Origin of the sequence: Salinivibrio kushneri (assembly GCF_027286325.1) — a bacterium.
Lineage (GTDB): Bacteria > Pseudomonadota > Gammaproteobacteria > Enterobacterales > Vibrionaceae > Salinivibrio > Salinivibrio kushneri_A.
This window is the reverse complement of the sequence record NZ_CP114588.1, coordinates 1,684,865-1,707,073: the sequence shown is the minus strand read 5'-3', so window position 1 is coordinate 1,707,073 and position 22,209 is coordinate 1,684,865. Positions and strand designations below refer to the sequence as shown.

Genomic DNA, 22,209 nt, shown 5'->3' with positions numbered 1-22,209 from the left:
ACGGCTTAGTGAGATGCCTTAATCGCGGCAATCAGGGTATCGATATCTGCGCGGCAGATGTCTTTGTGTGTCACCAAACGGGCTGGACTACCGGACAGTGAGACGCGAACCTCTTTTTCCATCAGTCGCATTTGCAGGCGTGTTCGATTGATTGTTTCAGCCACATCGACATAAACAATGTTGGTTTGCACAGGATAGCCGCTGGTGGAAAAACCATTCAGTTTTTCCAGCTCACTGGCGAGGTAATGCGCGTTAGCGTGATCCTCCGCCAAGCGTTCAACGTTTTCTGTGAGTGCTTTATAACCGGCAACAGCCAATATGCCCGCTTGACGCATTCCGCCACCTAACATTTTACGAATACGTCGCGCTTTGCTAATCAGGGCTTTCGAGCCGAGTAGCAGTGAGCCGACAGGTGCGCCTAACCCTTTGGATAGACAAATCGTCATCGAGTCAAAGTGACAACTGATCGCCTTAATGTCGACCTCCAGTGCGATAGCCGCGTTGTAAACCCTAGCGCCATCAAGATGTAGCTGCAGTTGATGTTGGTCGCAAAATGTTCGTGCTTTGGCTAAATAGGACAAAGGTAACACTTTGCCTCCAATGGTATTTTCCAAGCTGAGCAACTTAGTACGGGCAAAATGAAAATCATCAGGCTTGATAGCCGCGGCGATTTTATCGAAAGATAAGGTCCCATCTGACTCATTCTCAATAGGCTGGGGTTGAATCGAGCCCAGTACAGCAGCACCGCCTGCTTCATATTTGTAATTGTGCGCTTGCTGACCACACAAATACTCATCACCGCGCTCGCAATGCGCCATTAGGGCCAATAAATTGGCTTGGGTACCCGAGGCGGTAAAGAGTGCGGCTTCAAAACCATGTCGTTCAGCCGCCCATGTTTCCAGCGCGTTAATGCTCGGGTCGTCGCCATACACATCATCGCCTACAGGGGCGTTAGCCATAGCATCTCGCATGGAAGCATCGGGCTGGGTCACGGTGTCAGAGCGAAAGTCAATCATGGGGTAACGTCCTTGTCGTCAGTTATTTAAGTGGGTGATGCGCGTTTACGTCTGAGCATAGCAAAAACTCATTCACTAAAAATAGCGATAAGTGTGGGTTACTGACTTGGATAATAAAAAAGGCCTCCTATGAGGCCTTGGTACCGTTTGTTATCACAGACGCGCGCGATTAGCTTTTCAACATCTGCCAGTACTTTTGATAGATTTTCACCGCTTCACCGACATCATTGGTGAATTCACCTTTGTTAACCGCTTCATCGGATGGGAAGATGGTGCTGTTCTCTTTTAGCTCGGCCTCTAGGTACTCAGCTGCGTTGGTATTCGGGGCTGGATAACCAAACTCTTCCACCAATTTCGCCTGATTCTCAGGACGATACATAAAATCGATAAACTGGTGTGCCAAGGTCTTGTGTTCTGCGTTTTTTGGGATGATAAAGTTATCCATCCATAAGATCGCCCCTTCTTGTGGGTAGACGAACTCAATGCCTTCGATTTCTTGTTGTGCCATGTATGCATTGCCGTTCCACTGTTGGCCAATGCTCACTTCACCGGTCACGAACGGTACATGCGGCGCATCAGAGTTATATACCACGACATTGTCACGTAACTCACGTAGGTATTCGTAGGCTTGCTTAATTTCCGCTTCATCAGTGCTGTTAATGCTGTGGCCTTGCGCTTTCAACGCCATGCCAAACACATCACGCACATCATTCAATAGCATGACTTGGCCGTTGAAGTCGTCGCGCCATAAGTCAGCCCACTTGGCCACTTTACTGCCATCGACATAATCACTGTTGTAACTAATGCCAGTAACACCAAACACATACGGCAGTGAATAGTCATTGTTTTTGTCAAAAGGCTGACCCAGTAGCCCTGGGCGCAATTGATTAAAATGGCTAATTTGGCTCTTATCAATTTTGGCGAGCATCTCTTCATTGACCATTCGCTCAATGAAATAGGTTGAGGCAAATGCCAGATCGTAGCCTTCGCTATTTAGGAGTTTGAGCTTGGCATACATGGCTTCATTACTCTCAAAGGTCGAGTAATTTACGTCGACTTGATACTCCTCTTCGAACGCTTCAATCACGTCCATTGGCATGTATTCTGCCCAGTTGTAGAGGTTGAGTACCTTATCTTCTGCATGAACGCCGCTTGCAAAGACGGCTGAAAGCACAAGTGTTGTGGCGGTGATTCCGTGAGAAATTTTTGTCATTGTCATGATCCTTCAATGGCTTGCTGGCCGAGTACACGTCGAGCGCATCATATTGTACTTGACCTTAGTGTCAACGAGTTTTTTTTACCAACCTTGATAGGGTGCAATACCTTGCTAACGTTAGCATAACCAGTGTCATTTCCCCCAAATGGTAGGGTAAAGTGACGAGAATAATGGCTTGCCAGAGAGGGAGGACAGTGCCAATATTTGCCGCCTCTGAGCGTGTGATGGCGCGAAACGAGACTGCTTTTTTATACCCTTTCTTTTTTGATACTAAGAGTAACCATTGAGAGCATGGTCAAAACTGTTCGACCTGATAATTACTTCAACGCGGCGACAAATTACTATGTCGCAACCCAAAACCAAACGCTGTCATTTCCTGAACTTGCAGGCACACAAGAGGCAGATGTTTGTATCATTGGTGCGGGTTTAACTGGCCTGAACGCCGCCATTGAATTGCGACAGCGTGGCTACAGTGTCACCGTTTTAGACGCACAAACAGTGGCGTGGGGAGGTTCCGGACGTAATGGCGGCCAATGCCTCGTGGGGTATTGCCTTGGGCTGAGAGAAGTTGACGAGACCTATGGGCAAGCTTGGGGCAAACAGTTGTGGGACTTGTCGGTGGAAGCGGTCGATATCGTTCGCGAACGGATCCAGCATCACCAGATTGACTGTGATTTTCAACCGGGCTATATCGAGCTTGCTTTAAATTCCGCGCAGCAAAAGGAGCTGCAAAGCTGGCATGCATTAAAGCAAGGGCGTTATCAGTACCCTGATGCCCAGTGGTGGGACAAAGCGCAAGTGGCGGAGGTTGCTAATACTGATCGATACCTCGGAGGGTTATATGACCCTAACAGTGCGCATATTCATACCCTGAACTACACGCTGGGACTTGCCCGCGCGGCTAAGCAAATGGGGGTGAGAATCTATGAGCACACACCTGCCACACGTTTGGTCAAAGGCCAGCCTCATGCGGTGATCACGCCTCAAGGTCGAGTGAATACGCCCCGAGTTTTGCTTGCCTGTAACGCCTATTTAGAGGGATTACACCGCCAAGCGCAAGCCAAGGTTCTGCCCGTTGCGTCATTTATTGCGGTTACCGAACCGCTCGGTGAGCGTATGCCAATTACCAATCGTATGGCGATGTCCGATCTTAACAACTGTTTAGACTATTTCCGTCCCACGGTCGATGGACGCTTATTGTTTGGTGGCGTCAACCATCCCTTTAATCACGAGTATAAGGATTCGGCGCAGCGGCTCCACCGTCGGATGACTAAGGTTTTCCCTCAACTGAGCCAGGTAAAGATGGACTATCACTGGGGCGGGATGTTTGCCGTGACCCGTAGTTATATGCCGCACATTGCGCATTTAGGCAATGATATTTATACCGCACATGGTTATACGGGGCATGGCGTTGGGTTAACCAATATTGCGGGACGGGTGGTTGCAGAGGCCATCGATGGCCAAGCCAGCCGTTTTGATGTATTTGCTCGTCTAAAGCATGGCTGGATACCCACGCCAAAAATGCTCCGTAGCCCAGCGCTGGCGCTCGCGATTTGGAAAGCAAAACTCGAGGATTTGCTCGGTTGATATTTTGAGAGGGAATGACGCTATCGATTAGTTGTGCTTATGGTCACGATAAATAACACATGTTGTCCTACCGGTTAAACACAGTAAGGTAACGTCTCCATTTTGAGGCGGAGACAAGTGTTTGATCAACCTGGCTATCATCGATGATATTGCGACGCATGGACTCAGTGTGTGTGACGGGTTTTTGTCAGCGCAAGAAGTGCATGACTTGCACGCATGCCTACCCGCCCAATGGGCGCAAGCCACTATTGGGCGCGAACAAAAACAGCATACTAATACGCAAATTCGCCGGGATAAAATTCACTGGTTAGAGCGCGGGCGCCAGCCTGCCGTGGATGCATTATTAGCAAAAATGGCCGTTCTTCAGCAGGCATTTAATCGTCATCTTTTTTTGGGGCTGTTTGAATATGAAGCGCATTTTGCCAAGTACAACCCTGGTGACTTTTATGCCAAACATTATGATGCTTTCGAAGGTCGCTCAAACCGTAAAGTGACCACCGTGTTGTACCTTAATGAAGGTTGGTCTGAACAAGACGGGGGCGAAATCGTCATTTACAACCCTGACGGTAGTCATCGGCAAACCCTATGGCCGAAAGCGGGACGATTGGTGACGTTTTTATCCGAAGCGTTCCCCCATGAGGTACTTCCGGCAAAAAGACAGCGTTTTAGTATTGCAGGGTGGTATCGACTGAATGGTATGAGCGGTCAGCGAGTTGATCCAATCCGCTAACGACAGCCATACTCATTGTCTAACAGTATTCAACGAGGCAGTGTTATATGGCTCGCTCTCCCGAGCAGCAAAGTTTCTTTTCTGATGTGGCGTTTGATAGCCAGCCGATCACTGACATGCCTGATGCTCAGGTGGATTGGTGGCCTGAGTGGTTATCAGCGGGGTGTTCAGACTCATTGTTCTCAACCTTACTCGCACAAACGCCCTGGCAACAATTGCCGATTTCGTTGTTTGGCCGCACCGTGATGCAGCCACGTTTATTGGCATGGTATGGTGATTATCCTTATACCTACAGTGGACTAACGCTTCAGCCGCTGGCTTGGACTCACCCTTTGCGCCAACTCAAAGGCTGGGTAGAGGCACAGTGTCAGACTTCCTTTAACACCGTCCTGTTAAATCGCTATCGCAGCGGCAGCGATTACATGGGGTGGCACCGAGATGATGAGCCCGAGCTGGGGCAGCAACCTACGATTGCTTCTGTCAGCTTGGGCGCGAGCCGTCGTTTTCTTTTTCGTCATCCTAAACGGCAAGAAAAGCGTGAGGTTTTATTGAATCACGGATCGTTACTGGTGATGAGAGGCACGACCCAAACACATTGGCAACATAGCCTACCCAAGACGAAAAAGCCGGTAGGTGAACGTATTAACCTCACGTTTCGCTTCCTCCATCCTTCAAATAACTAACGCATTTTGCAGGGTCTGAATGGTGCTAGCACTGCATCAGCATGTCAGTAAACAAAGATGAGCGACACTCGACCCCATCAGCGTTCAGAAGCGGCGACTTATACGGTCGCCGCTTTTTCGGGAGTTATTCAACAATTAAGCTGACGTCTTGGTAATCCCGATAGCCTCGAAGCAAGACTGAAAACTCGCCTGGTGATGCGCCATCAAACCGGCAGATTTCGTTATTTCCGCCTTGATAGGGGCGACAGTCCCAATTATCAGAACTGACCTGGCCACCTTGTTTGACATAAAGGTCCACATCGCCTGTACCGCCGTAGGTGCGGATGACGACATCACTGGTGGTCTCTAACGGGTAGCGATAGGTGCGCTCGCTGCCACGATCGCCTGAGATGTTGTTGATAGGCTGCCCAAGTGTGAGGCGATTACCTGGGTTAGGCTGCGAGTCTGCGTTAGCTAGCTCTACCGTATAAGCCAGGCCGAGTTTAGTGAATTTGGTTGCATGACGTCCTTCGCTATCACTGTTGGCGAGCGTGTCTCGAGGGGTGTGAATATTGGGGTTGTAGTCATTGAATTTTGCTTCAAATGGCATGGCTGCGGGATAGCCAGCTTGATGCCAAGACGCGTGGTCAGAGCACGCATATCCGCATGTATCGAAGCCATAGCTAAGTGTAGGCAAATAGGTATCAAGTAACTGAGTGAGATACTGGGTGAGCCCGCTATCGGTATAATCGGTAATAAAGACAATGTCTTCGGCTGAGCCTTGGTAGTTGGTCATATCAAGCTGCAATACGCCACGCACATCTTTGCCTTGTTGTTTAAACTGATTGGCGATGGCTTGCGAGCCGCGAAGTCCAACTTCTTCGGCGGCATAAGCGACAAAGGCGATACTGCGTTTGGGTTGAAAGTCATTCTGTGACAAAACACGGATGATCTCTGTCACTGCTGCAATCCCGGAGGCATCGTCATCGGCACCAGGCGCGATACTTTGCTCGTCTGTGCGTGCGCCAATGGTGGAATCGAGATGCCCACCAATCACAACCCACTCATCAGGGCTTTCTGTGCCTTCGATAGTCATCATCACCGACGATTGATTATAACCACTGTGGGACACTTGCGAGATCGTCACATTGTTTAACCCCTGAGCGAGTGATTGCCACCGTGTCTTTATCCAATCGGAGGCTTGTGCGCCCGATGTGGTGGTGTAGAAGCGGTTTGGAAAGTCGGTCAGGCGATCGATGGTATTCACGATTAAACTTGATTGAATTTGTTCTAGCCAAGGGGTCACGAGCGCCTGCTGCTTGATAGCTGGTGGCGTAAAGCTTGCGCGGGATACCGGCATGTTGCTGGCTGCCATGGCACTTTGTGCTGAGGTGTGCACGATGTAGCCACCACAGCGGTGGTGATTTTCATGCATCTCATGAGACAGCGCAGCCAGTTGAGATTCACTGACTTCACCTACCCATGCTTTGCCATTGCTTGCAACAGCGTGAGACAACATCGGGCTGGCACCGGCGTGATGTGCCGTTTGTCGTGCATCAGCGCCAATGGAGATCCAGACTTTATCGTCGTCTTGACCCGCGTGGGCAAAGCTGGTGGCCAGCACGAAAGCGAGCGTTGTCATTTTGTATTTCATGTTTCCTCCTTGATTTGAATAGCGTCGCGTTACTCCTTGCAACCCATTCACTGTAGAGGAAAAAGACATAGTGTTTAAAAATTAAGACAAACACATTGCGGACACAAAACTTGTCATAAAAATGTTAATAGGGGTGAGGTGAAGATAAAAAAGGGTGGGTGAAGAATAAAAAGGCAAACCATGCTGAAAAGATCCGCAAACTGGATGGTTTTTGATGTTTTCGTTTGCAAAACAGGCAGCTGACACTTTTTTTAAATAATAAGTGTTGACTCGATCACGTTAATCCGTAGAATGCCTCCCCGTACTCAAGAGGCAGCCAAGACAAGGCGCGTTGGCAGAGTGGCTATGCAGCGGATTGCAAATCCGTGGACCTCGGTTCGACTCCGGGACGCGCCTCCATGTTTCTCTTAGTACAGTAAAATTCGGACGCGGGATGGAGCAGTTTGGTAGCTCGTCGGGCTCATAACCCGAAGGTCGGTGGTTCAAATCCGCCTCCCGCAACCAATTTTACACAGCGTTATGCAACGCTTAATTGCATAAAGCGACATTAGCTCAGCTGGTAGAGCGCGACCTTGCCAAGGTCGAGGTCACGAGTTCGAACCTCGTATGTCGCTCCAAGTTTTGCCCACATCAAGCAGTATTGATGTTACGGACGCGGGATGGAGCAGTTTGGTAGCTCGTCGGGCTCATAACCCGAAGGTCGGTGGTTCAAATCCGCCTCCCGCAACCAATTTTACACAGCGTTATGCAACGCTTAATTGCATAAGGCGACATTAGCTCAGCTGGTAGAGCGCGACCTTGCCAAGGTCGAGGTCACGAGTTCGAACCTCGTATGTCGCTCCAAGTTTTGCCCACATCAAGCAGTATTGATGTTACGGACGCGGGATGGAGCAGTTTGGTAGCTCGTCGGGCTCATAACCCGAAGGTCGTCGGTTCAAATCCGGCTCCCGCAACCAATTTTACACAGCGTCATGCAACGCTTAATTGCATAAAGCGACATTAGCTCAGCTGGTAGAGCGCGACCTTGCCAAGGTCGAGGTCACGAGTTCGAACCTCGTATGTCGCTCCAATCTTCATGCTTTTCCCTCACCGCATTTATCCAATATGACGCGTTTCTTCAGGAACCGTGTAGCTCCTCGTGTCAGTTGTTGCGTCCAGAAGCATTGCTTCTAGCGTGACGGTTTCATCAATCTGAGAGAAGTGGGCAAGGCCGACTGAGTAAATAAACGGATAGCGCTCGATAGACAGTCGGCGGCAAAGCTTGAGATAGAAACGATCCAGTTGTGCTTCGACCGCATCGACATCCTGTTGGATCAATAATACCGCAAACTCACAACCTTCTAGACGCCCAATCCAGCCTAAGTCACCGAACACATCCGTTAGACATCCAGCAAACTCTTTCAGGACTTTATCGCCCGCATGCTTGCCATAGCGCTGGTTGACGCCTTGTAACTGGCGAACATCAAAGTGTAATAACGTATGTTGGTCTTCAATGACAACGTCGTCTGTTAGATAACTGTTTACTTCTCGGTAAAAGCCACGTCGATTGAATACCTCTGTGAGCGGATCAATGACATTTTGTTGCGTCATTATCAATTCATGCTCGACGATACGCGCGAGGTCTGACAGCGCGCGCTGACAGGCATCCGTAAGCTCGCGAGGATGATGATCGATGACACAAAGCGTTCCAAGCAGGTGTTCGCTATCCAGACTAAAGGGAAAGCCTGCATAAAAACGGATATAGGGAGGGCCGGTTACCAACGGGTTATCAGCAAAGCGACTGTCACTGTGCGTATCCTCAACAATTAATGGTTCTAACTGCTGAATAGCATGACCACAAATCGATTCGCTGCGGCTTGTTTGGTTGACGGCTAAACCACGCTTGGCTTTAAACCACTGCCTCTGTTCATCGACCAAGCTAATCGCGACAACGGGACAGTCACTGACGTATGCCGCGACTCTGACAATCCGCTCAAATCTGTCTTCGTGTCCAGTGTCCAATATACCTAGATCGTGTAATGCGTGTAGTCTTTGCTGCTCATTGTGAGTGGGGCGCGCCGGTTCCATGCCTTTTCCTCCTTGTCGCTACTCCTATTGTAGCTAACCACGCATAGACCAGGGGCAATAATTGAGAGTGGCGGTGAATATCGTGACAAACGCGAGTGCTTTGTGTAAAAAGTTATTAAAATTCATCTAGATAGTTTATTTCCGATTGTCGACGATTTTAACCGGGCGAAAGGGTGACAAACTCAGTTTGTAAAAAACTTGTTTCAATGATATTTTCCATCGCTTATTCAGTATTCACACTGTTGGAAGAGACGGTGACGCACCCGATTTGATCGCGTGCGTGACAGCGGCTCTATACTCTTAGTACTTGTTGTTTTTAGAAGGTTTGCTTATGGCGTTTTTAGCGAGCTGTGATACCCAATATCCGCTGACTCATCCGCATGCGGCGTCTGCTGTGGTGATGGTGCCCCCGCTTCATTTTAAGTTTAATGCACAAACGAGTGAGGATAATGGCTTTCAGCATGCACCATCACTGCCGGATGAAGAAGTGAAAACGCGCGCGATGGCAGAATTCAATAACATGGTGATGATCCTCCGTCGTCACGGGATCGATGTGGTGGTCATGGAGTACCCAGAATCTGATCCTGCGACGCCTGATGCGGTCTTTCCCAATAACTGGTTTAGTACGCTACCCAGTGGCGAACTCTACCTCTACCCCATGGCATGCCCAAACCGCCAGCTAGAGGTGAAACCCGAGCGCTTAATGGCTGCATTAGATCGTGCAGGCTATGCCGTCAATCACGTACACAAAGTGAAGTGTCATGACAAGGACGATGCGTTTCTTGAAAGTACGGGCGCGATGGTGATTGACCATCTCAACCAGCGTGTTTACGCGGCGCTTTCACACCGCTGTGACAGTATTCTGCTAACTGAGTGGGCAGCAAAGGTAGGCATGCGACAAGTCGTGAGTTTTAACACTGAAATGAGCGATGGCAATCCGGTTTATCATACCAATGTGATGATGGCGGTGGGCGAAGAATTTGCCGTTGTCTGCGATGAGGTGATAGAAGCTGGGCAGCGCGACCTGGTGTGTAACACACTGAGCCAAGATAAAACCTTGGTATCTATCAGTGAATCACAAATGAATCAGCTCTGTGGCAATATTTTACAATTGCGCAATCGCTACGGTGAATCATTAATCGTCATGTCACTGTCGGCCTACAGTGCATTTACTGAAGAGCAAAAACGCACGCTGCGCCAATTTGGAAAATTGGTGCCTATCGATGTCAATACCATTGAAACCGTGGGTGGGGGAAGTGTGCGTTGTATGATGGGAGAAGTGTTTCTGCCTCGTCACCAAGCCGCGATATCGGGTTAAAGGCCTTGGTTAAACGTCGGTTTGATAAGCAAAACGGCGACGAATGGTCGCCGTTTCACATTGCTATTCAGGCTATGAGTGTGCGCGGGTTTTGGCCTTAAGTGGCATCTTGTCAAATGATACCCCTTTCCACCCAGTGACCATGAAATTTCGGATATTTTTGTGGTCCGTACCAGAGGGGTTACTGAGTACGTCCTCGCGATAATACCCCCCAAAGCAAGCGAGCGTCTGCGCTTCCGTGAGCTCATGAAGCTGACAAAAAGCGAGTACTTTGCAAGAGCCTGTGTTTTGGCCTGCTTTATTGGCGAGATCGCCATTGGTAAAGCGAGTAGGGGCGTAGTCGTAATGTGCATCTATCACCGCCATTGTCTCGTCAAACATTACCATATCGGGTGTTTGCGTTACCTTGGCGAGAAAGCTGTCTAAGGTCATGTCGGTTCCTGAGTTAATAACATGCGAGCTCTCGTCGAGAGTATATGCACGTTGTACCAACTTGTTTAGCCAATGTGAAGCCAAGTAGAGTGGGTAATGGATAAATATCCATCACTTAAACCAAAATTTTTGTTGCAGTACTTTACATCAACCAAGCTCAACATTAGTATACCACCCTGTTCGGAGGGATGGCTGAGCGGTTGAAAGCACCGGTCTTGAAAACCGGCAAGGGTTAATAGCCCTTCCAGGGTTCGAATCCCTGTCCCTCCGCCACATTCAAAAGCCGCTGAGAAATCAGCGGCTTTTTTGATCGCGTACAGACAGATCCCATCAACCATTCAGCACCTTGTTCTGATCCTGCCTCTTCTGTTTGATACCGTAAGCTTGCTCTGGCGATTCTTGACGTCGATCGCCCCCTACAGTTGCCCCAATACTGGCGTGTGATGATGATTAATTACTTACCACTCGATGCCATCACACCAAACGACTTTATCCCCATACTCAATAAACCCAGCACTCGGCAGCATCTTATCGAACATGCCCCTTTGATGCACAGAGCATCAAAGCATGGGTGAGAGAGAAACGACACATTGATGCTCAAGACGGATGTTTGGTTAGGGCGGTGAGTGTTAACAACTGTCTCGTAGGATGGTGTGGTATTCAGCGTGCGGAAATGGGGGCTGAATTGGCGATCGTGTTGGATAACACGCACTGGGGACTTGGGCGGCACGTGTTTAAGTTTCTACTCTTGCGCGCTGAACAGCTTGGTCATCAGGTTATTTATCTTCATTTACTGCACACTCGTCGGGATTCTAGGTTTTTAACGCAACGTGCTCGACGAGTATTTAAAACAGACATGTTGGATGAATGCTTTACCACTTACGAGATCAAAGTAGGGGACTAGCGGCGTGTGACGCGAGCGTCTGATTGCTTGATGCAAACAGACTGTTAGTCTTGTAAGTCATTATATTTATTGGTTTATTTCATTTCACAATTTTGTTTGTTCGCTTTACTGTCCAGCGAAAAGGTTTGAGAGTGTCAGATGTAGCTGAGGTGACTATTCGCTGTTATCTGTAGTGTACGGGTCGCCGCGATTGTAGCTATGTCAATCGATTCAAATATTTACATGATTCAGTGGTGTCATGAATTGATCATGGCATCGTCATACGACGTTATAGTACTTGTCATGTTGGGGCTCTATCTTTTTGATTCTACTAGGCTGTTGGCCTAGTTACATATCAAGGAGGAAGTTATGAACGCCTGTCGCCGCTTCATGGTTCTGATAAGTGCGATATTGATGAGTTGCATGGTGAAGGCTACCCCTGATGTCACCTCTCGAGAATACAAGGTGATGCTGGATGCAAATCAATTTACCTACCAGAACGAAGCGTTCTCTATCGAGAGACTGTTGGCAATGGCAGAAACGCAAATCGAGTCGGCAATCTCGCGTGATGTTTCTGGTCATGCCTACTTAGCTAAGCAGCGCAGTGTGCGATTTTTTGATATCCAGGGCACCTGTCAGCTTCGTAAGTCGGGCTATTCTTTTCGCGAGCGTATAGACAATGGTCTCTCGAACGTTACTCTCAAGTTTCGCAGTTGGGATCGCTACATTGCGAGTTTTGAGGATGTGTTGTCTTCTACTTCTGGTGCCGAAACCAAGCTGGAATCTGATATAGGGTCTACCGCAACCGACCCTTTTAAAGTGGTATATAGCCACTCCACCAAAACCCCTAATTCACGAAAAATCAACAAAATAAGAGACATAAATCATCATTTTCCCGGCTTTGAGAACCACTATGGGCTGCCTGACGAGGAGGTGCTCTCGCTGGTGAGCAACCTAGTGATTCATGAGCATGTTTATCGAGGAATGGAAATTGACTTAGGTCAGCACGATGCCGAGATCAGTGTAACCCTCTGGTATCAAGAGGAGCCATTGGATTTTCAGTCACCGTTGGTGGCCGAGCTGTCATTCCGTTACAAGGATGGATCTGCTGGTTACACTCGGAAGGTTGTTAACAGAGCGATCAAGGCCTTCGATGTGCTCAAATCCTTGTCCCCATGGGTTTCCCCAGGTTCTCAGACTAAGACGGCTTTCGTATATGGTTTTGACCCTTCATTTTGCCAGTGAGGCATAGCTTAAGGGATAGGACGCGGTATTGTGATCTTTACGCGATAAAAGGAAATAGACAATGAAGTCGATAAATAAATATAAACTGTTCTTGGCGCCTCTTATGGCATCTTTCGTGCTCGCTGGTTGTAATTACAGCAAAAGTAATACAAGAGACGCCAGCGCAGCCGTGTTTGATAGCTATCCGGAGGAGGGGGTGTTTCTGCCTTACGACGTGTTGAGGAATGATCTCATTGACGCCAAGTCTCAGCAGGCTATTGAGATTCGTAATGGTGGCTTCGGCTCGGCAATGACAGCCCATCCTTCAGATGTTAACCGCTTTTATGCTCTCACTGATCGAGGCCCTAATGCTAAGTTCAAAGGCAACCACGGTAAAGGAAAAATATTCCCAACACCGGATTATACCCCACGCATTGGATTATTTGAGGTAAAGTCGAACGGTAAAATTGAGCAAGTCGATACGATTCTGCTTAAACGTCCCGATGGGTCCCTGATCACTGGGCTACCCAATACCTCTGACTTGGGTGGAACCGGTGAAACGCCGTACCATGCTGACGGCCGACCGATTCTCAAAAATGACAGTCAATCATATGATGAAGTTACCAATACGTTTTTGCTTGATGATTATGGTCTAGATGGAGAGGGGCTAGTGGCTCTATCGGACGGTACTTTCTGGGTCAGCGATGAGTATGGTCCACATATTGTCCATTTTGATGCTGAAGGCCGGGAGATTGGCCGTATAAATGCTTTTGCCAACGATGAGCGGGTTGACTTGACCTTGCCTGCTGAATTCGGTACCCGGCGAGCCAATAGAGGAATGGAGGGACTGGCTATTACGCCGGATGAGAAAACCCTAGTAGGAATTATGCAATCAACGTTGTATAACCCCGATAACGCTGTAAAGGACCTAGACATTACCCGTATCGTGACCGTTAATCTTGAATCCGGTAACATCGGGCAATACCTCTACCGTCAGGAGAAACCACAGAACTCGAACTCCGAAATTGTTGCGCTGAGCGATACACAATTTCTGGTGATCGAGCGTGATGGGAGCTTTCTCTACGGTGGTCCTAACGGTGAACAAGCTGCCACTCCAGATGCACAAAAGCATATCTATCGCATTGATCTTACCTCCGGAACCAACCTTGAAACTCTCACAGGTAGCGGTGATGTTAAGCAGGATACTGAGCTTGGCCTTACTTTATCAGGGAAAACACTTGAGGAGATTGTTCTCGAACAGGGTTGGGGTGCTTTATCTGAAGCTGGAATCACGCCTGTTAGTAAATCCCTAGTGATAGATATGGTTGCTAAAGTAGGCTATCCACACGATAAGATGGAAGGGCTATGGGTGATTGATGACCGTCACCTAGGCGTATTGAATGACGATGACTTTGCCACCTGGGCCACAAGCGGTAAATTGGAACAGAAGATGCTGGATACCAACACTGTGGATGGCAATCGATTATACCTCGTCGAGGTAGACCTTCTCACTCAGTGACACCCTTATGTATCTGTCGCCCGAGAGCCGGGCGACTTCCATCCGGCGAACCGAACTTAGTCTATAAGATAGATGTTATAATCCCCCCCCCTGAGCAGCGAAATTTTCGCTGCGATTTATTGTGGTAATGGGTAAGAAAAGCTCCATTGAGCTACTCTGATTTCGGCCGTACGAAATGAGTATTTCACTGGCAACTATTTCCCCCTTGTTCTTTACTTTGTTTTCTGCGGATTGCGAATACAAAGAGGAGCGTCCATGAAAACATTACTCTGTCTTTTAGGTTTTTTCTTTAGCTTTGGTGTGTTGGCCGATGCGCAACCCAGCGTTGTAAACGGGCAAGTAACGGACATCGCAGAAGACCACATGATGGTATCCACCAGTGATGGTCTTTATAAAGTTATGGCTGACCCTGACATGCTTGATGAGCTTGAACCTGGCATGAACGTTGAGGTCACTGGTGAGCATCACATGCAGGCCAGTGAGGTGCGTATAGATCATAAAAACCGCAAAAACCCATTGGGGTAATAACCTTGCCTGAAAAGTTGGGCGATGGCGTGCTAGAATTCACCTTGATACGCAAATATATGAATATTCGCGTTTTTGTTTGAGCATTATGAACACGGAACTGTCATGTCTGAATTTACACGTACGCCATTGCCTTTGCCGCCTGACTTTGATCGCGACAACGACCAGTTACTGCTTCACTCTTGTTGTGCCCCTTGTTCGGGCGAGGTGATGGAAGCCATTGAAGCGAGTGGGATCCGTTACAGCATCTTTTTTTATAATCCCAACATACATCCTGCTAAAGAATACGAAATTCGCAAGCAGGAGAATATTCGCTTTGCAGAAGACCATGACGTGCCGTTTATCGATATGGATTACGACACCGATAACTGGCACGCCAGAGCAAAGGGGATGGAGTTTGAACCCGAGCGCGGAATACGATGTACCATGTGCTTTGATATGCGATTCGAGCGTACAGCGCTATATGCCGCCGAACATGGTTTCCGGTTTATCAGTAGTTCACTGGGTATCTCGCGCTGGAAGAACATGCAGCAAATTAATGATTGTGGCCATCGCGCAGCGGCTCCCTATCCAGATGTCCAATACTGGGATTACAACTGGCGCAAGCAAGGCGGTAGCCAGCGCATGATAGAAATCAGCAAGCGCGAGCGTTTTTACCAGCAGGAATACTGCGGGTGTATTTATTCGCTACGGGATACAAATAAACACCGCCTAGCGCAAGGACGGGAGCGAATTAAGCTCGGCGTGCAATACTACGGCGACGATTAAAATTAAACTGCTGACAATAGTGAAAGGTTCCGTTTGGGCGCTTTTCACCATTGATGAAGAACACCCACCGCATTGCAATGTGTGCGCAAACTAACAGCTTGGTGATGCTTTTCCTTACAGGTTGGGCAGAACCTCCTAACATGTTAATAAATTGTATAGTGCGATAAAGGCCCCGTGACCGAACTGATTTCCCATCCCGAATGGCTACTGCTTGTGCTGGCTCCCGTGTTCTTCTTATGCATGTTGGGAGAGTACTGGGTGGCGCTGCGCCACGGAAAGCTGGGTGACAATGCCCGTTATTACGTGCCAGAAGTGCTTTGTAATTTTACCTTAGCGGGATTGCATCAAGCTGCAGATTTACTGACCGGGTTGCTGATTGCCAAGGTGTATTTGTGGTGGTTTGGCTGGCGGCTGTTTGAAATTGAGATGTCGGTAAGCCTGTTTTTATTACTGATGATCGCGCAGGATTTTTGTTATTACTGGTTTCACCGTGCTAGCCATCGTGTGCGCTGGATGTGGGCGGCGCATGTGGTGCACCATAGCTCAGAGCGGATGAACTTTAGTACCGCGTTTCGCCAAAGCTTAATGTACCCGCTGGCAGGGATGTGGCTGTTTTGGCTGCCGCTGGTGGTGATCGGATTTCCGCCGCAATGGGTGGTGTTTGTTGTACTGCTGAATTTAGGGTTACAGTTTTTTGTTCACACTCAATGGATAAAGACACTGGGGCCTGTGGAGTGGATTTTTAATACCCCGTCTCATCATCGCGTTCATCATGGCGTAAATCCTCAGTACATCGACAAAAACTACGCAGGCATTTTGATCATTTGGGACAAGTTATTTGGCACCTTCGAGCCGGAATCTGAGCCGGTGCGCTATGGGATCCCCAAGCCAGTGAACAGCTTTAACCCTCTGGTGGTGACCTTTGCAGAATGGCAACAAATGTGGCGAGACGCCACGCAGCCCGATCTGAGTTTCCGACAACGATGGCAGTGCTTGTTTGCACCGCCAGAACAAGCACAAAGTCACACGACACATGAGGATGCATCACGTAAGACGTAGTGGGTTGCTACCTTGCTGCAAGCAAAAACATTCTGAGGATATAGCTCATTATTACCAGATGCGAACAACACCACCTGCAGTATTCCTGTCTATATGGCGGTGAGTAAGCGTAACGTTTGAGCGATGAGCCGAGTTGAATGTTACCAGGCTAGGTGCTTTTGCACTCCTTTGTCACGGAGTTAGCGTCACGGCGTAGAATCCCGATTTGAATAATGATAGCAACAGCCGCTACCGCGGCGGCAGCGTAGACAAGCTGAGTCACCGAAAGGCCGTGGCCGAGCCACAAACCACCTAATAGGGTACCCACCGCACCTCCCAAGTAGTTTGAAGAACTATTCAGTGCAACCACCGCGGCGCTGTGCTCCGGTTGGAGGCTAATCAGCGTGTGTTGCTGTGGCGCAAGCGACGACCAACCAGCGGCGCCCCACAAGAAGAATGGCAAAAAGGCCATTATTGAGGTTAACGACAAACTGTTCGGAGTACTCAAGCTATTGGGAATGCTAAAGATAGCCACACATATTAGCGTCAGCACGCCGAGCAGGATTGCCTTTGGATGTTTTACCCAGTCGATGATATGTCCGATGGTGAAGCTTCCTATCATGCCACCTAGACCCCAAACCCATAGATAGGGCGTGAGGTTGGTTTGTTGTGTGATGCCCGTAATCACAGGTGCGAGATAAGAATAGAGCCCCAAGCTGGCGACAGCCGTCAAGAAGGTGACACTAATAGTCGCAGACACGGACCGACTGGCGAGTAACGCGACGCGTGCTTTTAGCGATGGTGGCGGGGCGACACAGATCTGAGGAACACCCAGCACCACGCCAATCAGCCCAATGATCGCGATACCGATCACGACGGCAAACACGCCTTGCCATCCAAGCCAAGTGGCGAGAGCGAGACCGGTGGGAACCCCGACAACGGTACCCGCACTCATGCCACCCAGCAACAGCCCTAATGCACGCCCCTTCTTTTCTGCAGGCACCAAAGAGGCGGCACTCGCCGCCGCTAAAGGCGAGAAAATGCCTGCCCCTATGCCGGCTAACGCGCGGCTTGCCAGTAACATGGTTAAGTGCGTACTGAAAATGGTGGCGAGATTTGCAACGATAAACACCAACATTGATAGTACGAGCGCTTTTTTAGTCGGAAAGCCGGCCAATAATGTCGCGAGTACTGGTGCGGAAAGGGCGTAGCACAACGTAAAGGCCGTCACCATCTGTGCGGTTTGTGCTTCTGTGATGTGAAAGCTGGTGGAAATTTCCGGAATAATGCCCGCCACGACATATGCATCCATCCCGAATGCAAACATAGCAACAGGTAAAAATAGAATATTTTTCATGGGTAGCCTAGCGTATGAGTCTTTAAAAAGTCGCGAGGTAAGTCGTCAATTGAAGCGCAGATGACGATGGGATAATAACCCTTGTAAAGCGTGCAACTGTATGATGTGTTAGGAATGTAACAAGATGTTACTCTAGGCGAAAGCAATAGTTAGTAAATACAGGTAGAAGCCCAGGCAAGTATTTTTTACAGGCTAAACAATAAACTATGTTGCAGAGCAGTACGAATTAGCCACCGTATTAATCGGTGGACGAGTTTGCAGCTAGAGGTGATTTTTATCTATCTCACTGTTTCGTTGCAGATCTAAAAGGGGTTGATTAGGGCCGATTGAAAGCTGATATACAAAATGCCTAAAGGGAAAATAGGCACCCACGGAGTGGATGCCTATTTGGATAAGGGTCGAGATAGTGTCTTTGTCTTATCTTAAATGGTCTGTACGAGTACGTTTAGCCAACTGTCGTCTATGATCGTTTGTTAGAATTTATAGTTAACGTCGAGATAAAACACACTTGGGTTCTTGAAGGAGATATCTTCCGCATACTTTTGTTTCGTTAAGCCGTATTTATGGCCGCCTTCCAAAGCGATACCGGAGTCAAAACGATATCCAAGTCCGAGATTGATGTCGCTCGCTAGGCCAGAGTCTCTGAGGTTGTAGGTGTCAGTCCCCTGAGCATCTTTGTCCTTAATTTCTAGCTTACTGCGTTGGTAGCCTAGAGTACCACCCGCAATGCCGTACAAATTGTCAGTAAATTCATGGATATAGTCTAAGCCCATACCGAATTGATAGTCAGTATTTTCTAAAGAAAGCTCTTCATCTGCAGCTTTGATCGTTGACTTGCTTGACGCACCGGTTTGATAGTATCCATAGGCGCGGACTGAGTCACTGATATACTTACCGCCATAAAGCTTTACTGTCCCTAAATCTTCGAGATCGCTTTTAAATTCACTGCTATCTAAGCCACTCACATCAGAGCTACCAGCTCCAAACTCCATCCCCATATAAGGTGAGGCATAAGCTGCTGGCGCGAGAATCAGTAAAGCTAAAGGTGCTAATTTTTTCATTGTAAAGAACCTATTATTTGTCGTAGGTGTTTTTTAAGAACGTATGACTTATAGTCATTGCTTTTGGGAACGTTCGCTTAAAGGGGGAACGTTTGAGTGGTACTTTACGGCTGATGAGCGCGGTAATGTATCTGCAGAGTGTCATGATTTGTCGTATAACTGTCGTGGTATCTACATCTGTAGAAGCACTGAGTTTTTAATGATTTATGCCAAAGCGTTTGGTTTGCTTATTTTTCTAGGTCAAGGTTAATGGAAGAGAAACTGCACTTAGTGGTTGTTGAAGATGACCCCAAAATGCGAGAAATGCTGACAGAGTATTTTGATGCACAAGACTATCGCGTAACAGCACTTGCTGAAGGTACAGGGGCGGCTGACTATATTATTTCCGCACAACCTGACTTGGTTTTACTCGATCTAATGCTACCCGGTGATGATGGGCTGACAATCTGCAGACAAATCCGTGATGGATTTAGAGGCAGAATTGTGATGCTAACGGCTAGTGATGATGATTTTGATCATGTGGCAGCACTAGAGGTTGGCGCGGACGATTTTATCAGTAAACCGATTAAACCTCGGGTGCTGATGGCGCGTGTAAGAGTGCAACTGCGCCAGCTTAGAGACGACACTGCGGTCTCCTCGTCCAAACCCAGTGTTCTTAATTATGGTGTGTTGGCACTCAATGAGGCGAGACGCTATTGTTCGCTAGACGATGAGCCCATCGCGTTGACAGACAGTGAATTTGCATTGCTTTGGCACCTGGCAAGTCAGCCTGACGAGGTGCATACAAGAGATACGTTAACGCGCGCATTACGTGGTATTGAGTATGACGGTATTGATCGAACGGTAGATAATAAAATTGTGACCTTGAGAAAAAAACTGGGTGATACGTCCTCCAATCCCAAAAAAATTATCACAGTGCGCGGAAAAGGTTACTTATTTGTGCCTGATGCATGGTAAATGCATAACAGAAATATGTATGAGTGGTGAGCAATGCGTCGGATATATTTAGAATTCTTCTTTGGGCTGATCGTCATTTTTATGGTGAGCTCATTGACCTACGAATACCTCGTGTATGAACTGACGGAAAACTATGAGGCGACCTTGGCGAAGCGACAGGCTGAAAGTGTCGTTGATATGTTAGCGTTGATTGAGTCACAGGCCGGAACACAAAAGGCTTTAGGCGCGCTAAAAGGCTATGCCGATAACGTCGAATATTCATTATCCGTACACCAGCTTGGCACGATTCCGTCCCATTTGAATGGGGTATTTTCCCACCAACTCGATCCTTCCGCGGTGTTTGACGATAAAAACGAAACCTTATGGTTCCGCCTCGCCGATAAGGAGCAAATCTACAGCTTACGAACCGCGGTGGATTCCGAGCTACACGGGGCAATTGAGTTTAATGAAGATCTGCTGTTCGTTTTTCTCTTTTTTGGTTTCGCCCTCTACAGTTTTTTCATGGTGCGGTTTCTCAGCCGCCGAGTACGGTCACTCGAGCAAGCGGCTCTCCAGTTTGCCAGCGGAAATTTAGAAGCGCGGGCGTCAACAAAGAGTCAGTATACCGTGGGTAGTTTAAACGCGACCTTTAATCATATGGCAGACAGAATTGCTAGTTTGGTCAGTAGTCGTCGAGCGCTAACCAATGCGGTTGCGCACGAATTGCGCTCGCCTTTATTTCGGATCCAGTGGCAAGCTGAATTGTTGAGTGAGAGCCAACTGGGCCCCAAGCAGCAACAGAGAATCGTCAGCATCGTTGAAGATACAGATGAAATGGTAGGATTGATTGACGAGCTACTTTATTTGGCACGTGTCGATCACCCCAATACACCTTTTAACTCGGAGACATTGAATACTGCGATGTGGCTACACGAGGAATGGCCGCGTTGGCAAACGCTGAGCACTCAGTCCGTGAGCTTGGATGCCCCGCAAAACTTGCCCAGTATTGAGGCGGATCCACACCTACTAAAACGGGTGCTCACCAACTTAATTGGTAATGCGGAGAAGTATGCGACCAGTCAAATAGCCGTGCGTGTGTATTGTGAGGACACGCAGCTGGTGATTGCGGTCCACGATGATGGTGAGGGCGTTGACCCATCACACTGGCCGTTTATCTTTGATGCCTTTTACAGTGCGGATCGTTCCCGCGATAAAAAGCGTTCCGGCTATGGTTTGGGGCTTGCGATCGTCAAACAAATTGTCACCCGCCACGGCGGCCATGTTGAGATTGACCATAGTGATCTAGGTGGCGCATGTTTTCGGGTCATCTTGCCCATGAAAACATGATGTCACGCTGCCAGTGCTAAGCTGAAAGGGCGGCATTCGTCGCCATCAGGTATTTCGCGTATAATACCGCCCACATCGACAACACTAGGGGCACTATGAAACATCGTACCTTCGTCTTTATCGGCATGGCTATTTTTGCTGTGACCATCACTATTTTGATCTCGTGTCAGCGCCCCCAGGCTCCCCTTGTTCCTGATTTCCAATCTTTTGCCGCTGGGGCAGAGCGCAAGCAGGCGTTTTTTGATTACTTCACCCCTGTGGTTAATGCCATTAATAGCCAAATACTGGCGGATCGCACCGCATTACTGGCATGGCATGCACGTAAGAGTGAGTTAAGTAGCCGAGAAATAAAGCGCGTCCAAGCACTTGCCGAACAGTATGAACTGGCAGACTTTGATGTCGGCCACGACGCGGATTGGATGGCACTGATCCAACGGGTGGATATCATTCCGCCGTCGTTAGTGTTAGCGCAGGCAGCCAATGAGAGTGCGTGGGGCACGTCGCGGTTTGCACGGGAAGGGAATAACTACTTCGGCCAGTGGTGTTTCAGTAAAGGCTGTGGACTGGTGCCCAAGCAACGTGCGGAAGGGAAAGTGCACGAAGTCGCAGCCTTTGATAACCCGCAAGCCTCGGTACAAAGCTACGTCAACAACTTGAATACCCATGCCGCCTACCAAGGGCTACGCGAGATCCGCGCCAACCTGCGTGAGCAGAATAAACCGCTGTCAGGTGCAGCACTTGCCAATGGGTTGGTACGCTATTCGGAGCGAGGCCAAGCCTATGTGGACGAGTTACAAGCGATGATCCGCCACAACCAACTTGATAGGCTCGACCAGCCATCCTCCTCATCCAATAACGACTAGGAAAGC

19 protein-coding genes and 8 tRNA genes are annotated in these 22,209 nt (G+C 48.6%); 20 read left to right on the top strand and 7 right to left on the bottom strand.

Going from position 1 to position 22,209, the window contains the following annotated elements; genetic code table 11:
• Nucleotides 1-5: 5 nt before the first annotated feature.
• Complete coding sequence (ltaE, locus tag N8M53_RS08040) at nucleotides 6-1,016, bottom strand: low-specificity L-threonine aldolase (protein ID WP_269578394.1); 1,011 nt, start codon at nucleotides 1,014-1,016, stop codon at nucleotides 6-8.
• 169 nt (nucleotides 1,017-1,185) lie between these two features.
• Complete coding sequence (locus tag N8M53_RS08035; RefSeq protein ID WP_269578393.1) at nucleotides 1,186-2,229, bottom strand: ABC transporter substrate-binding protein; 1,044 nt, start codon at nucleotides 2,227-2,229, stop codon at nucleotides 1,186-1,188.
• Nucleotides 2,230-2,523: 294 nt separating this feature from the next.
• Here N8M53_RS08035 and N8M53_RS08030 point away from each other — a divergent pair, with 294 nt between their 5' ends.
• The 3 genes from N8M53_RS08030 to N8M53_RS08020 all read left to right on the top strand — a co-directional run bounded on the left by N8M53_RS08030 (nucleotide 2,524) and on the right by N8M53_RS08020 (nucleotide 5,232).
• Nucleotides 2,524-3,819: an NAD(P)/FAD-dependent oxidoreductase gene (locus tag N8M53_RS08030; protein ID WP_269578392.1), complete on the top strand. Its 1,296-nt coding sequence runs from the start codon at nucleotides 2,524-2,526 to the stop codon at nucleotides 3,817-3,819.
• 121 nt (nucleotides 3,820-3,940) lie between these two features.
• A complete protein-coding gene (locus tag N8M53_RS08025; RefSeq protein WP_420066579.1) occupies nucleotides 3,941-4,549 on the top strand; it encodes a 2OG-Fe(II) oxygenase in 609 nt (202 codons plus the stop codon).
• A 47-nt stretch (nucleotides 4,550-4,596) separates the two neighbouring features.
• Nucleotides 4,597-5,232: an alpha-ketoglutarate-dependent dioxygenase AlkB family protein gene (locus N8M53_RS08020; RefSeq protein WP_420066578.1), complete on the top strand. Its 636-nt coding sequence runs from the start codon at nucleotides 4,597-4,599 to the stop codon at nucleotides 5,230-5,232.
• Between the two features lie 124 nt (nucleotides 5,233-5,356).
• Here the strand turns inward: N8M53_RS08020 and N8M53_RS08015 are convergent, their stop codons facing one another.
• Nucleotides 5,357-6,865: a M28 family metallopeptidase gene (locus N8M53_RS08015; RefSeq protein WP_420066577.1), complete on the bottom strand. Its 1,509-nt coding sequence runs from the start codon at nucleotides 6,863-6,865 to the stop codon at nucleotides 5,357-5,359.
• A gap of 325 nt (nucleotides 6,866-7,190) precedes the next feature.
• Here N8M53_RS08015 and N8M53_RS08010 point away from each other — a divergent pair.
• The 7 genes from N8M53_RS08010 to N8M53_RS07980 all read left to right on the top strand — a co-directional run bounded on the left by N8M53_RS08010 (nucleotide 7,191) and on the right by N8M53_RS07980 (nucleotide 7,934).
• A tRNA-Cys gene (locus N8M53_RS08010) sits at nucleotides 7,191-7,264 on the top strand.
• Between the two features lie 28 nt (nucleotides 7,265-7,292).
• Nucleotides 7,293-7,369: transfer RNA gene (locus N8M53_RS08005), tRNA-Met, on the top strand.
• A gap of 37 nt (nucleotides 7,370-7,406) precedes the next feature.
• A tRNA-Gly gene (locus N8M53_RS08000) sits at nucleotides 7,407-7,482 on the top strand.
• 36 nt (nucleotides 7,483-7,518) lie between these two features.
• Nucleotides 7,519-7,595, top strand: a tRNA-Met gene (locus N8M53_RS07995).
• 37 nt (nucleotides 7,596-7,632) lie between these two features.
• Nucleotides 7,633-7,708, top strand: a tRNA-Gly gene (locus tag N8M53_RS07990).
• Between the two features lie 36 nt (nucleotides 7,709-7,744).
• Nucleotides 7,745-7,821 (top strand) — tRNA-Met (locus tag N8M53_RS07985).
• Nucleotides 7,822-7,858: 37 nt separating this feature from the next.
• Nucleotides 7,859-7,934: transfer RNA gene (locus N8M53_RS07980), tRNA-Gly, on the top strand.
• A 26-nt stretch (nucleotides 7,935-7,960) separates the two neighbouring features.
• On the opposite strand, the gene N8M53_RS07975 is transcribed toward N8M53_RS07980, so the two are convergent.
• Nucleotides 7,961-8,932, bottom strand: a complete 972-nt coding sequence (locus tag N8M53_RS07975) for a sensor domain-containing diguanylate cyclase (protein WP_269578391.1) — start codon at nucleotides 8,930-8,932, stop codon at nucleotides 7,961-7,963.
• Between the two features lie 331 nt (nucleotides 8,933-9,263).
• Between N8M53_RS07975 and N8M53_RS07970 the strand changes: the two genes are divergently transcribed.
• Nucleotides 9,264-10,250, top strand: a complete 987-nt coding sequence (locus N8M53_RS07970; protein ID WP_269578390.1) for an arginine deiminase-related protein — start codon at nucleotides 9,264-9,266, stop codon at nucleotides 10,248-10,250.
• 72 nt (nucleotides 10,251-10,322) lie between these two features.
• On the opposite strand, the gene N8M53_RS07965 is transcribed toward N8M53_RS07970, so the two are convergent.
• The gene (locus tag N8M53_RS07965; RefSeq protein WP_046075234.1) at nucleotides 10,323-10,682 is read right to left on the bottom strand and encodes a HopJ type III effector protein; all 360 of its coding nucleotides are present in this window, start codon (nucleotides 10,680-10,682) and stop codon (nucleotides 10,323-10,325) included.
• Between the two features lie 182 nt (nucleotides 10,683-10,864).
• Between N8M53_RS07965 and N8M53_RS07960 the strand changes: the two genes are divergently transcribed.
• The 6 genes from N8M53_RS07960 (at nucleotide 10,865) to N8M53_RS07935 (ending at nucleotide 16,660) form a co-directional block, all read left to right on the top strand.
• Nucleotides 10,865-10,955, top strand: a tRNA-Ser gene (locus N8M53_RS07960).
• Nucleotides 10,956-11,934: 979 nt separating this feature from the next.
• The gene (locus N8M53_RS07955; protein ID WP_269578389.1) at nucleotides 11,935-12,810 is read left to right on the top strand and encodes a hypothetical protein; all 876 of its coding nucleotides are present in this window, start codon (nucleotides 11,935-11,937) and stop codon (nucleotides 12,808-12,810) included.
• Between the two features lie 61 nt (nucleotides 12,811-12,871).
• Nucleotides 12,872-14,308, top strand: a complete 1,437-nt coding sequence (locus N8M53_RS07950; RefSeq protein ID WP_269578388.1) for an esterase-like activity of phytase family protein — start codon at nucleotides 12,872-12,874, stop codon at nucleotides 14,306-14,308.
• Nucleotides 14,309-14,563: 255 nt separating this feature from the next.
• Nucleotides 14,564-14,833 (top strand): hypothetical protein, encoded by a 270-nt coding sequence (locus tag N8M53_RS07945; protein WP_269578387.1) that lies wholly within the window; start codon nucleotides 14,564-14,566, stop codon nucleotides 14,831-14,833.
• A gap of 210 nt (nucleotides 14,834-15,043) precedes the next feature.
• A complete protein-coding gene (locus tag N8M53_RS07940; protein WP_332301572.1) occupies nucleotides 15,044-15,601 on the top strand; it encodes an epoxyqueuosine reductase QueH in 558 nt (185 codons plus the stop codon).
• A gap of 174 nt (nucleotides 15,602-15,775) precedes the next feature.
• Complete coding sequence (locus N8M53_RS07935; protein WP_269578385.1) at nucleotides 15,776-16,660, top strand: sterol desaturase family protein; 885 nt, start codon at nucleotides 15,776-15,778, stop codon at nucleotides 16,658-16,660.
• A gap of 148 nt (nucleotides 16,661-16,808) precedes the next feature.
• Here the strand turns inward: N8M53_RS07935 and N8M53_RS07930 are convergent, their stop codons facing one another.
• Nucleotides 16,809-17,996, bottom strand: a complete 1,188-nt coding sequence (locus tag N8M53_RS07930) for an MFS transporter (RefSeq protein WP_269578384.1) — start codon at nucleotides 17,994-17,996, stop codon at nucleotides 16,809-16,811.
• Nucleotides 17,997-18,469: 473 nt separating this feature from the next.
• Entirely contained in the window at nucleotides 18,470-19,057 is a 588-nt protein-coding gene (locus tag N8M53_RS07925; RefSeq protein WP_269578383.1) for an outer membrane beta-barrel protein, read from the bottom strand.
• A gap of 249 nt (nucleotides 19,058-19,306) precedes the next feature.
• Here N8M53_RS07925 and N8M53_RS07920 point away from each other — a divergent pair, with 249 nt between their 5' ends.
• The 3 genes from N8M53_RS07920 (at nucleotide 19,307) to N8M53_RS07910 (ending at nucleotide 22,203) form a co-directional block, all read left to right on the top strand.
• Nucleotides 19,307-20,014, top strand: coding sequence for a response regulator (locus N8M53_RS07920; RefSeq protein WP_077607423.1), 708 nt, complete (start codon nucleotides 19,307-19,309; stop codon nucleotides 20,012-20,014).
• A 33-nt stretch (nucleotides 20,015-20,047) separates the two neighbouring features.
• A complete protein-coding gene (locus N8M53_RS07915; protein WP_269578382.1) occupies nucleotides 20,048-21,340 on the top strand; it encodes an ATP-binding protein in 1,293 nt (430 codons plus the stop codon).
• A gap of 95 nt (nucleotides 21,341-21,435) precedes the next feature.
• Nucleotides 21,436-22,203 (top strand): glucosaminidase domain-containing protein, encoded by a 768-nt coding sequence (locus N8M53_RS07910; RefSeq protein WP_269578381.1) that lies wholly within the window; start codon nucleotides 21,436-21,438, stop codon nucleotides 22,201-22,203.
• Nucleotides 22,204-22,209 lie beyond the last annotated feature (6 nt).

Excerpts from the sequence above, each read along its gene's own strand:
- ltaE (WP_269578394.1), bottom strand. The coding sequence starts at position 1,016 with ATGATTGACTTTCGCTCTGACACCGTGACCCAGCCCGATGCTTCCATG.
- N8M53_RS08035 (WP_269578393.1), bottom strand. The coding sequence starts at position 2,229 with ATGACAAAAATTTCTCACGGAATCACCGCCACAACACTTGTGCTTTCA.
- N8M53_RS08030 (WP_269578392.1), top strand. The coding sequence starts at position 2,524 with ATGGTCAAAACTGTTCGACCTGATAATTACTTCAACGCGGCGACAAAT.
- N8M53_RS08020 (WP_420066578.1), top strand. The coding sequence starts at position 4,597 with ATGGCTCGCTCTCCCGAGCAGCAAAGTTTCTTTTCTGATGTGGCGTTT.
- N8M53_RS08015 (WP_420066577.1), bottom strand. The coding sequence starts at position 6,865 with ATGAAATACAAAATGACAACGCTCGCTTTCGTGCTGGCCACCAGCTTT.
- N8M53_RS07975 (WP_269578391.1), bottom strand. The coding sequence starts at position 8,932 with ATGGAACCGGCGCGCCCCACTCACAATGAGCAGCAAAGACTACACGCA.
- N8M53_RS07970 (WP_269578390.1), top strand. The coding sequence starts at position 9,264 with ATGGCGTTTTTAGCGAGCTGTGATACCCAATATCCGCTGACTCATCCG.
- N8M53_RS07965 (WP_046075234.1), bottom strand. The coding sequence starts at position 10,682 with ATGACCTTAGACAGCTTTCTCGCCAAGGTAACGCAAACACCCGATATG.
- N8M53_RS07955 (WP_269578389.1), top strand. The coding sequence starts at position 11,935 with ATGAACGCCTGTCGCCGCTTCATGGTTCTGATAAGTGCGATATTGATG.
- N8M53_RS07950 (WP_269578388.1), top strand. The coding sequence starts at position 12,872 with ATGAAGTCGATAAATAAATATAAACTGTTCTTGGCGCCTCTTATGGCA.
- N8M53_RS07945 (WP_269578387.1), top strand. The coding sequence starts at position 14,564 with ATGAAAACATTACTCTGTCTTTTAGGTTTTTTCTTTAGCTTTGGTGTG.
- N8M53_RS07940 (WP_332301572.1), top strand. The coding sequence starts at position 15,044 with ATGGAAGCCATTGAAGCGAGTGGGATCCGTTACAGCATCTTTTTTTAT.
- N8M53_RS07930 (WP_269578384.1), bottom strand. The coding sequence starts at position 17,996 with ATGAAAAATATTCTATTTTTACCTGTTGCTATGTTTGCATTCGGGATG.
- N8M53_RS07925 (WP_269578383.1), bottom strand. The coding sequence starts at position 19,057 with ATGAAAAAATTAGCACCTTTAGCTTTACTGATTCTCGCGCCAGCAGCT.
- N8M53_RS07920 (WP_077607423.1), top strand. The coding sequence starts at position 19,307 with ATGGAAGAGAAACTGCACTTAGTGGTTGTTGAAGATGACCCCAAAATG.
- N8M53_RS07915 (WP_269578382.1), top strand. The coding sequence starts at position 20,048 with ATGCGTCGGATATATTTAGAATTCTTCTTTGGGCTGATCGTCATTTTT.
- N8M53_RS07910 (WP_269578381.1), top strand. The coding sequence starts at position 21,436 with ATGAAACATCGTACCTTCGTCTTTATCGGCATGGCTATTTTTGCTGTG.